This window comes from Ruegeria sp. HKCCD6604 (genome assembly GCF_013110635.1).
Lineage (GTDB): Bacteria > Pseudomonadota > Alphaproteobacteria > Rhodobacterales > Rhodobacteraceae > Ruegeria.
The window spans coordinates 1,415,275-1,429,649 of record NZ_WVQW01000001.1 but is presented as its reverse complement, the minus strand read 5'-3'; the positions used below and the strand labels follow the sequence as shown (position 1 = coordinate 1,429,649).

At 59.7% G+C, this 14,375-nt stretch carries 16 protein-coding genes; 6 read left to right on the top strand and 10 right to left on the bottom strand.

Features of this window, described 5'->3' with window-relative positions:
- The first annotated feature begins 12 nt into the window (after nt 1–12).
- Both GS614_RS07100 and GS614_RS07095 read left to right on the top strand, forming a co-directional pair.
- Entirely contained in the window at nt 13–786 is a 774-nt protein-coding gene (locus GS614_RS07100) for an alpha/beta fold hydrolase (protein WP_171206261.1), read from the top strand.
- Nucleotides 783–1,934, top strand: a complete 1,152-nt coding sequence (locus tag GS614_RS07095) for an alpha-D-ribose 1-methylphosphonate 5-triphosphate diphosphatase (RefSeq protein WP_171725832.1) — start codon at nt 783–785, stop codon at nt 1,932–1,934. Before GS614_RS07100 ends, GS614_RS07095 begins: the two co-directional genes overlap by 4 nt.
- Before the next feature lie 48 nt (nt 1,935–1,982).
- On the opposite strand, the gene GS614_RS07090 is transcribed toward GS614_RS07095, so the two are convergent.
- From GS614_RS07090 to GS614_RS07075, 4 genes are all read right to left on the bottom strand, one after another.
- Nucleotides 1,983–3,050 (bottom strand): 5-(carboxyamino)imidazole ribonucleotide synthase, encoded by a 1,068-nt coding sequence (locus GS614_RS07090; protein WP_171232878.1) that lies wholly within the window; start codon nt 3,048–3,050, stop codon nt 1,983–1,985.
- Nucleotides 3,051–3,052: 2 nt separating this feature from the next.
- Entirely contained in the window at nt 3,053–3,808 is a 756-nt protein-coding gene (locus tag GS614_RS07085; protein ID WP_171725831.1) for an NAD(P)-binding domain-containing protein, read from the bottom strand.
- Nucleotides 3,805–4,290 (bottom strand): 5-(carboxyamino)imidazole ribonucleotide mutase, encoded by a 486-nt coding sequence (purE, locus tag GS614_RS07080; RefSeq protein WP_171725830.1) that lies wholly within the window; start codon nt 4,288–4,290, stop codon nt 3,805–3,807. The genes GS614_RS07085 and purE overlap by 4 nt, the downstream gene beginning before the upstream one ends.
- 76 nt (nt 4,291–4,366) lie before the next feature.
- On the bottom strand, nt 4,367–4,591 hold the full coding sequence (locus GS614_RS07075) for a YdcH family protein (protein ID WP_171725829.1): 225 nt from the start codon (nt 4,589–4,591) through the stop codon (nt 4,367–4,369).
- A gap of 163 nt (nt 4,592–4,754) precedes the next feature.
- Between GS614_RS07075 and GS614_RS07070 the strand changes: the two genes are divergently transcribed.
- The 3 genes from GS614_RS07070 (at nt 4,755) to GS614_RS07060 (ending at nt 6,373) form a co-directional block, all read left to right on the top strand.
- Nucleotides 4,755–5,168 carry an Hsp20 family protein gene (locus GS614_RS07070; RefSeq protein WP_058275530.1) on the top strand — a complete coding sequence of 138 codons (414 nt, stop codon included), beginning with the start codon at nt 4,755–4,757 and terminating at the stop codon, nt 5,166–5,168.
- Between the two features lie 5 nt (nt 5,169–5,173).
- Nucleotides 5,174–5,398, top strand: a complete 225-nt coding sequence (locus GS614_RS07065; RefSeq protein WP_171168916.1) for a DUF1150 family protein — start codon at nt 5,174–5,176, stop codon at nt 5,396–5,398.
- 84 nt (nt 5,399–5,482) lie between these two features.
- Nucleotides 5,483–6,373: a PhzF family phenazine biosynthesis protein gene (locus tag GS614_RS07060; protein WP_171725828.1), complete on the top strand. Its 891-nt coding sequence runs from the start codon at nt 5,483–5,485 to the stop codon at nt 6,371–6,373.
- A gap of 51 nt (nt 6,374–6,424) precedes the next feature.
- On the opposite strand, the gene GS614_RS07055 is transcribed toward GS614_RS07060, so the two are convergent.
- The 4 genes from GS614_RS07055 to trxB all read right to left on the bottom strand — a co-directional run bounded on the left by GS614_RS07055 (nt 6,425) and on the right by trxB (nt 12,155).
- A complete protein-coding gene (locus GS614_RS07055) occupies nt 6,425–7,261 on the bottom strand; it encodes a hypothetical protein (RefSeq protein ID WP_171725827.1) in 837 nt (278 codons plus the stop codon).
- 127 nt (nt 7,262–7,388) lie between these two features.
- Complete coding sequence (locus GS614_RS07050; RefSeq protein WP_171725826.1) at nt 7,389–9,110, bottom strand: bifunctional sulfate adenylyltransferase/adenylylsulfate kinase; 1,722 nt, start codon at nt 9,108–9,110, stop codon at nt 7,389–7,391.
- A gap of 196 nt (nt 9,111–9,306) precedes the next feature.
- A complete protein-coding gene (locus GS614_RS07045) occupies nt 9,307–10,998 on the bottom strand; it encodes an adenylate/guanylate cyclase domain-containing protein (RefSeq protein WP_171725825.1) in 1,692 nt (563 codons plus the stop codon).
- Between the two features lie 215 nt (nt 10,999–11,213).
- On the bottom strand, nt 11,214–12,155 hold the full coding sequence (gene trxB / locus GS614_RS07040) for a thioredoxin-disulfide reductase (protein ID WP_152458980.1): 942 nt from the start codon (nt 12,153–12,155) through the stop codon (nt 11,214–11,216).
- Nucleotides 12,156–12,382: 227 nt separating this feature from the next.
- Here trxB and GS614_RS07035 point away from each other — a divergent pair, with 227 nt between their 5' ends.
- Nucleotides 12,383–12,883, top strand: a complete 501-nt coding sequence (locus GS614_RS07035; RefSeq protein ID WP_152458979.1) for an Lrp/AsnC family transcriptional regulator — start codon at nt 12,383–12,385, stop codon at nt 12,881–12,883.
- Between the two features lie 119 nt (nt 12,884–13,002).
- Here the strand turns inward: GS614_RS07035 and GS614_RS07030 are convergent, their stop codons facing one another.
- Both GS614_RS07030 and GS614_RS22355 read right to left on the bottom strand, forming a co-directional pair.
- Nucleotides 13,003–13,785 (bottom strand): Hint domain-containing protein, encoded by a 783-nt coding sequence (locus GS614_RS07030; RefSeq protein ID WP_171725824.1) that lies wholly within the window; start codon nt 13,783–13,785, stop codon nt 13,003–13,005.
- Nucleotides 13,786–14,119: 334 nt separating this feature from the next.
- The gene (locus GS614_RS22355; protein ID WP_256367481.1) at nt 14,120–14,248 is read right to left on the bottom strand and encodes a hypothetical protein; all 129 of its coding nucleotides are present in this window, start codon (nt 14,246–14,248) and stop codon (nt 14,120–14,122) included.
- Between the last annotated feature and the right edge of the window lie 127 nt (nt 14,249–14,375).

The following is a 14,375-nucleotide window of genomic DNA, read 5'->3' as shown; positions in this document are numbered from 1 at the left end:
TATCTGGCGGTTATGAAACTTTTGATTGCCTTGCTCTTCTGCCTCGTTCCTGCCGCAGCCAGTGCGAAATGCGTGATCCTTCTGCACGGTCTCGCGCGCACCGAGGCCTCGTTCACCGTGATGGAGCAGCTGTTCAAGGCGCATGACTATACCGTTGTGCGCCACGGGTATCCATCGACCGAAATCGGTATTCCGGAACTGGCAAGGCAAACCATACCGGACGCGCTTGCGGCATGTGGCGATGACAAAGCCAATGTCGTTGCGCATTCCATGGGCGGTATCCTGTTGCGCTATTGGCTCAAGGACCATCGGCCCGAAAACCTGGGTCGTGTCGTCATGCTCGGCCCGCCCAATCAGGGCAGCCAGTTGGTCGATGAGCTGAGCGCATGGGAAGTGTTCGGGTATCTGAACGGCCCGGCGGGCCTGCAATTGGGCACAGGTCCTGAAGGCATTCCGCGCCGCCTGCCGCCGGTGGATTTTGAGCTGGGGGTGATCGCGGGTGAGAATTCGCTCAACCCGCTGTTTTCATCGCTGATCGACGGGCCGGATGACGGTAAGGTTTCGGTTGAAACCACCAAGGTCGAAGGGATGAAGGATCATCTTGTTCTGCCGGTCACCCACACCTTCATGATGAACAACCCGCGCGTTATGGCACAGGCGCTGCATTTCATCGAATTCGGCCAATTCGATCGGCAGATCACCTGGCTGGACGGCGTGATGGAGATAATCGACGAGATCTGCATCGGGCAGGATTGCTCGGAACCTGACTCGGAGCCCACACGATGACCTCTCTGGATCTGACTTTGACCGGCGCAGAGGTTCTTTTGCCGGGGGATGGTCTGTCGCGCTGCGATCTCTCGATGGCGGAGGGCGTCATTCAGCAAGATCGGACCGGGCGCAGGGTTGACCTGACCGGTTATCTTGTCCTGCCCGGTATCGTCGACCTGCACGGGGACGGGTTCGAACGCCACATCGCCCCGCGCCGGGGCGCAATGAAGCAAATGAGCGAAGGCATTCTGGCAGCCGAAGCCGAACTGGCCGCCAATGGCATCACCACCGCCGTTCTGGCCCAGTTCTACAGCTGGGAAGGTGGCGTGCGTGGCCCCGAGTTTGCCGCGCAGGTGTTTCGGGCCATCGCTGCGGTCAAGGACAGCGCCGTCACGGATCTGATCCCACAATTGCGGTTCGAGACCAACATGCTGGAGGATTACGAGGGTCTGGCCCATCGCATCGCCGAATGGCAGGTGCCCTATGTGGTGTTCAATGATCACCTGCCGCATGATCGTTTGGCGCAGGGCAAAAAGCCGCCGCGCCTGACCGGGCAGGCGTTGAAGGCCGGACGCAATCCGGATGCGCATTTTGAGATGCTGCTCAATATGCATGCCCGTAGGAACGAGGTTCCCGCTGCCGTCGAAGCACTCAGCGCCGAACTTGTCTCAATGGGGGTGCGTTTGGGCAGCCATGATGACGCGACCGCCGAGACAAGGGCATGGTGGCGCGACCGGGGTGTGCGCATTGCCGAATTCCCCGAAACGCTTGAAGCCGCCGAAGCCGCGCGTTCCGCCGGGGATCACGTTATCCTCGGCTCTCCCAACGTTGTGCGGGGCGGATCACACAAGGGGAACGCAAGCGCCGTCGAACTGATCGCCATGGGGCTCTGTGATGCGTTGGCCTCGGATTATCACTATCCCAGCCCGCGCCGCGCGGCGTTGATGCTGGCCAAAACCGGTCTGCTGGATCTGGCCGGTGCCTGGGCGCTGGTCTCGTCCGGCCCCGCGCGGGTGCTGGACATGCAGGACAGGGGCACGCTCGCGCCGGGAAAACGCGCGGATCTGGTCATCCTGGATGCGGACACCCATCGCGTTGCGGCCACCCTGGCCGGTGGGCGCGTCAGTTACATGTCAGGCGACATCGCCGCCCGGTTTCTGGGATAGGCCCCGCAAAACCTTCATCTTTTCCAAAATACTCTCGCCGCGACACCCTCAACGTTTGATGCGGTTGAAATGCCCCATCTTGCGCCCGGCCTTTACCTCGGCCTTGCCATAGAGATGCAGCGCCACATCCCGCTCGCGGGCCAGCTCGGGTACACGGTCCATGTCGTCGCCGATCAGGTTCTCCATCACGACGTCGGAATGGCGCTGCCCGTCCCCCAAAGGCCACCCCGCCACGGCGCGGATATGCTGTTCGAACTGATCGACAGCACAGCCGTTCTGCGTCCAGTGCCCCGAATTGTGAACCCGCGGAGCGATTTCATTCACGATCAGGCCACCGGGCGTCACGAACAGCTCAACGCCCATCACACCAACATATTCGAGAGCGTTCAGGATGTTCGCCGCCAGCAGGATTGCGTCTGTGCGCTGGGCCGGGGACAGGCGGGCAGGGATGGTGGTGGTGCGCAGGATGCCATCGCGGTGCACATTCTCACCCGGATCGAAACAGGCGACCTGACCGTCCAGACCACGGGCCGCGATGATCGACACCTCGTGCGAGAAATCCACGAACCCTTCCAGAATGGCCGGTGCCCCGGACATATCGGCCAGAGCGGCCTCGGCATCCTCGGGCTTGCGCAGCCGGGCCTGCCCCTTGCCGTCATAGCCAAAGCGACGGGTTTTCAGGATGGCGGGTGTCCCGATCTGTTCGATCGCCGCATTCAGGCTGTTCAGGTCGGTGATATCCGCAAACGGGGCCGTCTTCAGGCCCAGCTCTTGCAGAAACGTCTTCTCGGTCAACCTGTCCTGGCTGACCCGCAAGGCCTCGCGCCCGGGGCGGATCGGGCGGTGCGCTTCCAGAATGTCCAGCGCTTCGGTCGGGATGTTTTCGAACTCATAGGTGATGACATCCACCGCGTCAGCAAAGGCTTTCAGCGCATCTGCATCGTCATAAGCCGCAGTGGTGACGCGATCCGCAACCTGCCCCGCCGGTGGGTTCGCACCCGGCTCATAGATATGGCTGACAAAACCCAGCCTGGCGGCTGCCACGGACAGCATCCGGCCCAGCTGACCGCCCCCCAGAATCCCGATCACTGCACCTTGGGCGAGCATTTCCGCCATCTTCAACTCTCCAAACGTTTGCCAATTGCCCCAAGCGCGGACCGCAACGCCTCGTGCGCGCCCCCGTCTTTCAGGGCGTCCGTCATTTGCAGGCTCAGCGTGCCCTCGGTCGCCAGGGCGTCACGCTCCTGCGCCAATCGTCCGGCGGCGCCTTTTTCCATCGAGGCCAGAAAACCCGCCATCAACTGCGTTGTATAGAACTCGGCCCCGTCCGCATCACCGGTTGCGTCACCCAGCCATTCGACACCGGTGGCCATCAGGTCCAGAATGCCGGGAACCATGGCACAAATGGCGAAATGCGCGTTCAGCGCGGCTTCATCCGCAACCTTGACCACGGGGTTTTCCGGTTCAAACAGATCCGCCAGCAGGCGATCATTGCCAAAAGCCGCCATCGGGCAGCCGCCGGTTTCCAGAAAGCCCAGCGGGATGGTCTGCACGAAATCCGACGCCGGGGCGCAAAGCGCGGCCAGATGCTCGGCCGAAACCGCCGCCATGACCGACACGATCTGCTGATCGGCGCGGAATGTCAGCGGGTCCAGAACGTCGGCCGCGATATGCGGGCGCAGGCACAGGAAAACGATGTCCGAGGTGTCAATCACGGCCTGAGGCGCAGCTACGGTTACGCCCAGTTCCGCCTTCAATGCGGCTGAAACCTTGGCGTTGCGCTCGGTCACGCTGATCTGGCGCCTCTTGGCGGCCATCAGCCGCGCAATCGGCGCGGCGATATGGCCGGTTCCGATAAAGCCGATCCGGCTCATCCCTGCGGTTCCTGGGGGATCGAGGCTGACAACGCGTCACGCCAGCTGTCCAGCCTTTCGGCCAAAGCAGCATCCTGCAATGCAAGAATGCCCGCCGCCATCAGGCCGGCATTGGCCCCGCCGGCGGACCCGATCGCCATGGTCGCCACCGGAAACCCTTTGGGCATCTGTACGATGGAATACAGCGAATCCACGCCCGACAAGGCGCGGGTCTGCACCGGGACGCCAATCACAGGCACCCGCGTTTTCGACGCCATCATGCCCGGAAGGTGCGCTGCCCCGCCCGCACCTGCAATGATCACCTGCAACCCACGCGAAACGGCGGTCTTGCCATAGTCCCACAGCCGGTCCGGCGTGCGGTGGGCCGATACGATGCGTGCTTCGTAGGCGACGCCCAGTTCGTCCAGAATATCCGCGGCTTCCTTCATCGTGGGCCAGTCCGACTGGCTGCCCATGATGATCCCTACTTTCACATCGCTCATCCGCATACGTCCCCGCGCTCAGAAAGAGCGCGCACTATAGCCAAATCCGGTTGGCTGGCAATGCGGTACAGGGCGTTCAGGCGATGATATCGGGCGTCAGACGGTCTTCGATCAGGCGGATGATGTCTTTCAGGCGCAGTTTCTCTTTTTTCAGGCGCCGCAAGGTCAGTTGATCGGCCGTTCCCTTGTCATGCAATGCCTGAATCGCCTCATCCAGATCGCGGTGCTGTCGGCGGAAGACCTCAAGCTCAACACGCAATACTTCATCTGTTTTCATCGAAAGTTCGGTAGGCGCGTTCATTGGCGACTCGAGTTGGTTGTGGTGCTTGGCCAACAAGATAGTGTGTCAGACGTTATCGCGCCAGACCTTGTGGACATCCTGGTTTCTTCCCATATTCTATTGCAGGCGGTTGCCAGAACGGGGCCGCACACCACGTCGCTTTTACAAAGAAGGACGAAAATACGTGTCGAAACTTACTCTTGGCTCATACCCGCATCTTTTGGGGTTCGAGCAGTTGGAACGCCTTCTGGAACGGTCTGCAAAGGCCGGAAATGAGGGATACCCGCCCTATAACATCGAACAGACCTCGGATTTTTCCTATCGGATCACTCTTGCGGTGGCCGGGTTTGCCGAAGAGGATCTGTCAATCACGATCGAGGATCGCCAGTTGGTGATCCGGGGCCGTCAGCGCGACGACAGCGAGGGGCGCATCTTCCTGCATCGCGGCATTGCGGCGCGTCAGTTCCAGCGCATGTTCGTGCTGGCCGATGGCGTCGAAGTTGGCGAGGCGATCATGGAAAACGGTCTGCTGCATGTGGATCTGACCCGCGCCGTGCCGGAAACCGTGGTTCAGACGATCAACATACGGAAGGGGTAAGAGCAATGAATACACCGATTGAAATCAACGCCCAGGGCAACCGTATTGTCTATGTCAAAACGGTTGAAGTATCTGAATTGCCTCGGGAAGTTCGTGAACAGGCCGGCGATCTGGATCAGCTTTACGCCGTTCACGATTCCGACGGGCAGCAACTGGCGCTGGTCGCTGACCGCAAGCTGGCCTTTGTGCTGGCGCGCGAACATGACCTGTCTCCGGTGGCCGTTCACTAGGCGGCCTGAAACACTGCTGAAAAGACGTGACATTTTCTGCCTATGCAGTGATCGTGCCACAAATGCTAAAGCAGGAGTGGCATCATGGGCTGGTTTGACTTTGACTGGGTGGACGCCTTCAGTGATCGCGCCTTCGGTGGCAACGGATGTGCCGTCGTCCATGAAGGTGCGCGCCTGACACAAGAGGTCTGCATGGCCTATGTGCGCGAAACCTCTCTGGTCGAATGCACCTTTACCGGGCCGTCCGACGTGGCCGACATCCGCGTCCGCTACTTTCTGGCCAGCCGCGAAATTCCCTTTGCGGGGCATCCGACTATCGCCACCGTCGCGGCGATGCGATCCCGCGGCATGATCTCGGGCGACGGGCTGACGCTGGAAACCGGTGCCGGCCTGGTGTTGATCCGTTTGCAGGGGGATCAGATCGAAATGACTCAGGTCGCACCGCAATTCGGTACGCGCGTCCCAGCGGAACTGGTGGCGGAAGCGGTCAGCCTGCCACCGGAAGCCATCATTTCTCCGCCTCAAATGGTTTCAACCGGCTTGCCGTTCTGCATCACCGTTCTGCGGGATCATGCGGCCTTGCGGGCCGCTCAACTGGTTGAAGGCCCGTTGCGCAAAGTGGCTGAAACTGCAGGGTATACCGGCTCGGACATGGCCGAGCCGTTTCTTGTCACGCTGCAAGGGGCAACCGATGAGGGGGATACGTTTTCGCGCCTTCTCATGGCACCGCCCAGCCCGCCCGAAGATCCGTTTACCGGGTCTGCCACCGGTGCGATGGCCGCCTATTTGTGGAAACATGGCTTGATGCAAAAGGAAAGCTTCATCGCCCAGCAGGGTCACGATATGGGCCGCCCCGGGAAGGCAATCGTCACGCGTGTCGGCCCGTCTGATGCGATGACGGGCATCAAGGTTTCTGGTCAAGGGCATATCCTGATGCGCGGGCAGGTCGACCTGCCGGAAATGCCAATAAACTAGGCGGGAGCCGACCAAGGGCTGACCCGCGAAACCCTGGCCGGATGCCACAGGCTACATCCAGGCCAACCGCAGAATCGGGGCCGTACTTGGTTCGATCCCGTGTCGTTTACACAACCTGTCCAGATATGACCCTGAAACCGGCAGCCCGGCCATCCGGTTGGCCATTAGTTTCTTCTGATGGCCGTAGATGTGTACCGAATGCACGGCTTCGGTTTCGATTTCGTTCGTCGCGATGCGCGGATCATGGAGCTTCCACAATTCCTCCTGGGCCAGCGGATAAAAGGTTTCAGCAGCCATGGCATGGCGGTCCTCTGCCGTCCGGCGCAGGAAATGGCCAAAGGCTTTGGGCCCCGAACTGGCCCAGGGCAGGGCTTCGATGCCCCAGCGTTCCCCTCTGGCGGTTCGTTCCCGATTGTGGCGCTGCAATCTGCGTCCACGCCAGGGTTGGGACGGGTTAGACGACATGACAAATCCCAGCATCTGTTCCAGGGTCGCCGATCTTGTGGGCAGGCGCAGCACACCAGTTGGGAAGTCACCCCGCCTGGAGCGACCGAACACGAAATCCGTCGAAAATTCAAACGCCCGTACGCAATAGGCATCCAGATCGACCCAGATCATCTCGCCTTGCCGCATCAGGTGCAGCCGGAAAATATCCGAGAAGACGGCAACGCCCTGTCTGTCTTCGGCCTTGACCACAAAAGGCGGGGGCCAGAAAACGTCGCTGGCAGGGCGGGTTTCGACGCCTGCCGGAATGCCTTTTACCTCGTGCGCGACATACAGGACGAAGCGGTGGCCATGATCCAGAAAGGACTGAAGGCAGAGTTGCTCCAACCAACTCAGATCGGATCCAAACCAGAAACTGGCAATGGTCGGAGACCTGTTCGTCATCTCAGTTTCACACCCGCCTTGAGGTCCTGAAAACCATCAGGACCAGCGGCAATTGTCAATCGAAGACCAAAAAAAGGAACGGCCCCCGGAATGACCGGAGGCCGCCAAACAAAGTCTGATGAGACCGTTATCCGTTTGCTGCGATCAGGCCCATGCTTTCCAGTTTCAGCAGCACCTGATGGGCGCAGTTGTCGACCTCGACATTTTCGGTTTCGACGCGCAGCTCGGGGTTTTTCGGAACATCGTAAGGGTCCGAGATGCCGGTGAACTCCTTGATCTTGCCCTCGCGCGCAAGCTTGTACAGACCCTTGCGGTCGCGGCGTTCGCATTCCTCGATGCTGGTGGCCACATGCACCTCGCAGAAGGCTCCGAACTGTTCGATCTCTTCCCGGACGGCGCGGCGCGTGGTGGCATAGGGCGCGATCGGGGCGCAGATGGCGATGCCGCCATTCTTGGTGATCTCGGACGCCACATATCCGATGCGGCGGATGTTCAGGTCGCGGTGTTCCTTCGAGAAGCCCAGTTCCGAGCTGAGATTCTTGCGCACGATGTCGCCATCCAGCAGCGTCACCGGGCGGTCACCCATCTCCATCAGCTTGACCATCAGCGCGTTTGCGATGGTCGACTTGCCCGAGCCCGAAAAGCCGGTGAAGAAGACGGTGAAACCCTGCTTGGAGCGCGGCGGGAAGCGGCGGCGCAGTTCCTCGACCACCTCGGGAAACGAGAACCATTCGGGGATTTCCAGCCCTTCACGCAGGCGGCGGCGCAGTTCGGTACCCGAGATGTTCAGGATCGTGACGTTGTCCTTGTCGAGAATCTCGTCATTCGGTTCGTACTGGGCGCGTTCCTGCACATAGACCATGTGCTTGAAGTCCACCATTTCAACGCCGATTTCGTCCTGAAACTGTCGGAACAGATCCTGCGCGTCATAGGGGCCGTAGAAATCCTCACCTTTTCTGTTCTTGCCGGGGCCCGCGTGGTCGCGGCCGACGATGAAGTGGGTGCAGCCGTGGTTGGCGCGGATCAGGCCGTGCCAGACGGCCTCGCGCGGGCCAGCCATGCGCATGGCCAGGTTTAACAAGCTCATAGAGGTGGTCGAGGCGGGGTACTTGTCCAGCACCGCCTCGTAACAGCGCACGCGGGTAAAATGATCGACGTCGCCCGGTTTGGTCATGCCCACGACCGGGTGGATCAGCAGGTTGGCCTGTGCCTCTTTGGCGGCGCGGAAGGTCAGCTCCTGATGCGCGCGGTGCAGCGGGTTGCGGGTCTGGAAGGCCACGATGCGGCGCCAGCCCAGCTTGCGGAAATAGGCGCGCAATTCATTTGGGGTGTCGCGGCGCCCACGAAAATCGTAATGCACGGGTTGTTGGATTCCGACCACCGGTCCGCCCAGATAGACCTTGCCGGCCACGTTGTGCAGATAGTTCACTGCCGGGTGGGCATCGTCATCGGCACCAAAGACCTTCTCTGCCTCGCGTGACTTGTCCGGAGTCCAGCGGTCGGTCACGGTCATGGTGCCCAAGATCACGCCTTCCTGATCACGCAGAGCGATATCCTGCCCAAGTTCGATCTGATCCGCGAAGTCTTCGCTGACATCCAATGTGATGGGCATTGGCCAAAGCGTTCCATCGGCCAGGCGCATATTCTCGACCACATTGTCGTAATCCGCTTCGCTCAGAAATCCCTTGAGCGGGTTGAACCCGCCATTCATCAGAAGTTCCAGGTCGCAGATCTGACGCGGGCTCAGATCCCAGCTGGTCAGGTCGGCCGCTTCCACCTTCAGCTTCTGCGCCGAATCGTATGACACATACAGTTCGGGGATCGGGGCCAGATTGCTTAACATCGTCATTGGAATTCTCTTGTCGCAGTGTTGATTTGCCAGTGGATATCAGGCGGTTTCGAGGCGTTTGCACCGACTGACAGGCGAAGTCCACAGGCGTGAATGTAACAAAGGAGGATATGCGCCGAATATTTTTGAATTGGAAGGAATTTCTAATTCACGGGTCAAATCGATGATCTGATCCTTGCGATCAGAGGTTATTGCTTCATGCAGAGAATTTCTGTTCCTGTTCTGTGGCGTTCTGCTCAAGTGTGGACGCACGGGTGACGGGCAGGGCGGGAATCGGTTCAGACACGCCGCGCAGCTGGAACAATCTGATATCGTTCTGGGGCACGACGACACCTGCGGCCTTCAGCAACTCTTCCGAGACCAGCAGTTCGACCTTCAGCGCCTTGGTTTCGCTTTCCAGACGACTGGCGACGTTGACGGCGTCGCCGATTATGGTTTTCGACGCATGGCCCGCGGCGCCGATCTCACCCACCACCAGATCCCCAAGATGCAGACCCATCCCGATTCGAATGCCGGGGCTGCCTTCGGCCTCGAGCTGTGCGTTGAATTCATCAAGGGCGTGACTGATGTCGATGGCGGCTTGCAATCCGGCACGGGCGGACGCCGCTGCATTCGGCTTTTCAAAAACGGCCAGCAGCCCGTCTCCCATATATTTGTCCACGACACCGCCTTCCTTGGTGATGGCTGGCACGACCGCATCGAAAAACCGGTTCAGCAGGAACACGATGTCATAAGGTAATTGGCCGGTCGTGCGCGCGGTAAAGCTGCGCATGTCCAGAAACAAAACAGCCAACTGACGTTCCTGACCCTGGCTGGCATGTCCGCGTATGCGCCCGCCATCTGGCCTGAAAACCCGAAAAACGGTGGTGGGTTCCGTTGGGCGTATCTGGCAGGCCAGTCGCGTCTGCGGCGAGGCGCCCACAGCGGCAAGGCTGCGTGCTTCGACGTCGCCGGGCGGCGGCAGGGCGTCGCTGCCACCCTCTACGATGACCCGGCATGTGGTGCAGCGCCCCTTTCCACCGCACAGGGCGGCGTGCGGCACGCCGTTCACCTGCGAAATCTCAAGCAACGTCATGCCTTTTTCCGCGACCACCTCGGGCCCTTTGGCGTAATTCACGCGCACCGAATGCCTGCGCCGCCACAGTTTGCGCCCGATGTAAACCAGACCCGTCGCCCCCAGAGCCAGCCAGAAGATCAAAAGGCCATAGTCTTTTACACTGAACAGGGTCTGGAAGGTCTCGGGCGATGGCCAATTGTAGTGCTCGATATATTGCTCGCGCAGGAATTCATCAGCAAAGTCGGCCCATATGCGTCGACCTTCGGTCAGCAATCCGGCCAACGCGAATAATGGCACAAAAACCGCAACGCCGATCAGATAGGGCACGACCCGCGACCACCACCGGGTCAGCCGCAACCACATATGCAAACCGATGCAGCCGTGTATCCAAACGATCAGCAACAAGGCGCTTTGCATCCATACGGCGATACTGGGCCACATCAGGATGATGATATATCCCATCTCGTCATTGACGTCATAGATCTCGTGCGCGACCCGCGTCTGCACGATGTGCGAGATCAGTTGCAGCGGAATCAGCAAGCCCAGAACGACCTGCAATGCCGTGCTGAAGGGCATGCGCAAGGTTCTGCGTTGCGCGATCGATGTCAGGGCCAGACCTGCATGCGTGAGCAGGGCAGCATAAAAAAGCACGCTCATGACATCGTGGCGTGTGACGGCCTTTCGACCATCCTGCATCCCGTGCAGGTAATCCGTGTGAAACAGGCCCAAGCCAATATTTATGAAATGGAAGAACGCGAACACAAACAACACAAGACCACTGACGATCCTGAGTCGGGTTGACCACCCGCCGCGCCAAAGAGCGTTGTTCAAATGTTCACCTGTTTTTCGCTTTTCCCTCGGCAATCCTGATACGCCGCCGGCTGGGGGTCAAGGGATTGGCAGGTGGCATCGGCTGCCGATCAGTGATTGCAGAGCAGCGTATGCTGTGCAGTGCCCCCTTAAACCCCGGGGGCACTGTACTGAAAGGGCTGACGGCCTTCGGATCTGAACTCACCGGGGCAGCCCCGCAACATTCAGAACGCGCGTTATTCGTTTTCCGCCAGGAACCGTTCGGCATCCAGTGCCGCCATGCAGCCCATACCGGCGCTTGTGACCGCCTGACGATAGACGTGATCGGTCAGATCGCCCGCTGCGAACACGCCCGGAACCGAGGTTTCCGTGCTGCCCGGTTTGGTGACAACATAGCCACCCATATGCGTTTCAAGCGTGTCCTTGACCAGCTCGTTCGCGGGCGCGTGGCCGATGGCAACAAACACGCCTTTACAGGGGATTTCTGTGATCTCTCCGGTTTTGACATGTTTGACGCGAACGCCCTCGACTCCCAGCGGCGCGTCGGTACCGATCACTTCGTCCAACTCGTGGAACCACAGAGGCTCGATTTTGTCGTTCTTCATCAGCCGGTCTTGCAGGATCTTTTCCGCGCGCAGCTCATCGCGGCGATGGATCAGAGTCACCTTGCTGGCGAAATTGGTCAGGAACAGGGCCTCTTCCACGGCCGTGTTGCCGCCGCCGATCACCACGATTTCCTGTCCGCGATAGAAGAACCCGTCGCAGGTGGCGCAGGCTGAAACGCCAAAGCCCTTGAACTTTTCTTCCGACGGCAGGCCCAGCCACTTGGCGCGCGCGCCGGTCGCCAGAATGACGGCGTCCGCCGTGTAGGTAGTGCCGCTGTCGCCCTTGGCGGTGAAGGGGCGCTGGCTGAGGTCCAGATCGTTGATGATGTCGCCGATCACTTCGCAACCCATGGCCTTGGCATGATCCTGCATCCGGACCATCAGGTCCGGGCCCTGTACCTCGGTGTCGCCGGGCCAGTTCTCGACCTCGGTCGTTGTCGTCAGCTGGCCGCCGGGCTCGATACCCTGCACCAGGATGGGTTCCAGCATGGCGCGGCTTGCGTAAACGCCCGCAGTGTATCCTGCTGGCCCCGATCCGATGATCAGAACCTTGGTGTGTCGTGTGTCGGCCATGGTAACTCCGCTCGAATTGCCTGAATTGGGCTTTTGGCCCGTCGCCCCGATATAGCGACCGACAGACCCGGCTTAAAGCCCCTTACTGTTCAAGGCCGCTCAAGCCACCTTGCGCAGGGTGAGGGCGAAATGAGAGATTTGAAAACAAAGAAAATTGCGCATGTACGAAACATTATTGCGCGCGCGTGGGGGGCTGATATAAGAACCGCAATAATCAGGAGCATTTGATGGTCACGACTCGGCTGGATGATATCGACCGCAAAATTCTGGCGGAACTACAGGCAGACGGTCGTATGACCAATGTGGAACTTGCCAAACGGGTCGGAATTTCGGCGCCGCCCTGTCTGCGCCGGGTGCGTACACTGGAAGAATCCGGCTATATCACCGGTTACCACGCCGAGGTGAACTCCCGCGAGCTGGGATTCGAAGTGCAGGTGTTCGCCATGGTCGGGCTCGACAGTCAGGCCGAGACCGAGCTGCGCGCGTTCGAAGAGCGATGCCGCGAATGGCCACTGGTCCGGGAATGCCACATGCTGAACGGCGAGGTGGACTTCATCCTGAAATGCGTCGCACCCGATCTCAGCAGTTTTCAGCAGTTCCTGACCGGTGAGTTGCTGACCACGCCAAACGTGGCCAGCGTCAAGACTTCGCTTGTTATCCGCGGCGCAAAAGACGAACCAGGCGTGCCGTTCGACGTTCTGGAAGAACGAATGAACCGGACGGCGTAACCCCCAGACGTTTTGCAGGTGCGGTGTTCGGTGGCAGCATGGCAGCCACCGCCAAGGATAGAATCCAACTTAGTAACAGCTGCATGATGCCCCCCATAATGCAGTAATCGCTATCGCACTCAGGCTGTCATCGCGTCGATTTCCCCGTCTCCGGCGCGCGGCATCAGCAACGGACCAAAATCGTTGAGCGATTCGATATGCGCGAACAGGTTCAGATAAACCGACCGCAACGAGTGGCTGATCATCCGGACCGCGTTCACACCTGGGTGATACGTTTCGAACTGTAAACCATCTACCCGAATAACGGAATGCCGTTTTAGGCTAATGTGAAACAGTTCAACTGGCGTCGGCGGCATTGTTTCAATCACGCCCGTTCCATCCTGGAATTCGGACACAGGGGTCAGAATCGGGCCATTCCCATGCAGATGCCGCAAATGCGTCGGCGTGCCCACGATCCGCGCCGCAGGCCCGGCGATTACACCCGACATCGGCTTTTGCATCCCGAATGTATCCGCCGTGATGCGCGTAAGCGGTCGCGTGCGGCCCCGCGAATCCGGACGTCCGGGGATCAGAGTGACAGATCCCTTCCACAGCACGGTTTCGGACGCGCCATCCTGGGTCAGGACCGTATCCCCCGGCATCAGGTCTTCGATGGCCATCGGCCCATGTTCCGTTTCAACCAGCGATCCGCGCGTGAAGGCGCAAAATGCGTCTTCGAACATTGGCAGGGCAGGCGCGATGTGTCTGGTCTGAACCACGTTTCCGTTTTTCAACAGGCTGCTGACTTCATACCGGCGCAGCTGGGCCTTTGGTTTCGCAACCGGCCGCGGTGCTTCCCGCAGCATGGCTGTCGTTTCGATCGCATTTCTGGCCGCACGGGCCAGTGAACTAGGAATAGTCATAAATATTCCTTCCCCTCAAATTGTCCGGTCAGGCGCGGCGTATCCCCGTACAGGCCAACCTGGCGAACTGGTTCTTTGTCTTGAAACAAATGGATGACACATGGGCGGCGGCCGGTCGGACCCCGCATTGCGACAAAATCTCGCTTTCCAATGGTCAACACATTGACCCCCCAGACAAACTCGTACTTCACGGGCGAAAATTGCCCGCACACACACAACTCCTGAATTCGCCTCGACCCCCTCAGATCGTGACGCACCACACATCGGGCAGGAGCATGCCCGAAGCGCGTTCACCCTATCGAGACCGGCAGCTTGGCCTCAGGGTGTTTCTGTCTCAGCGTCGTGCCGCGATGCGGCTGGCGACCCTGACAGAATGGCTTGATACCCGCTTCCACGGCATTTCCAGCTTCTGGCTCCGCGTGGCGGCAACCATGGCTTTGAGAAAGCGAGATTTGGTTTTCATTTTCTGGTCCTGCTCTGAACGGGTTTGTTTCCCGCATCCGTTATGAACCTTTTGTGACGCACGTTTGCGGCATGGATAAGGCTTATCCGGGATGTTTTGCAGACAAGAAATTTATAGTCGGTCCATC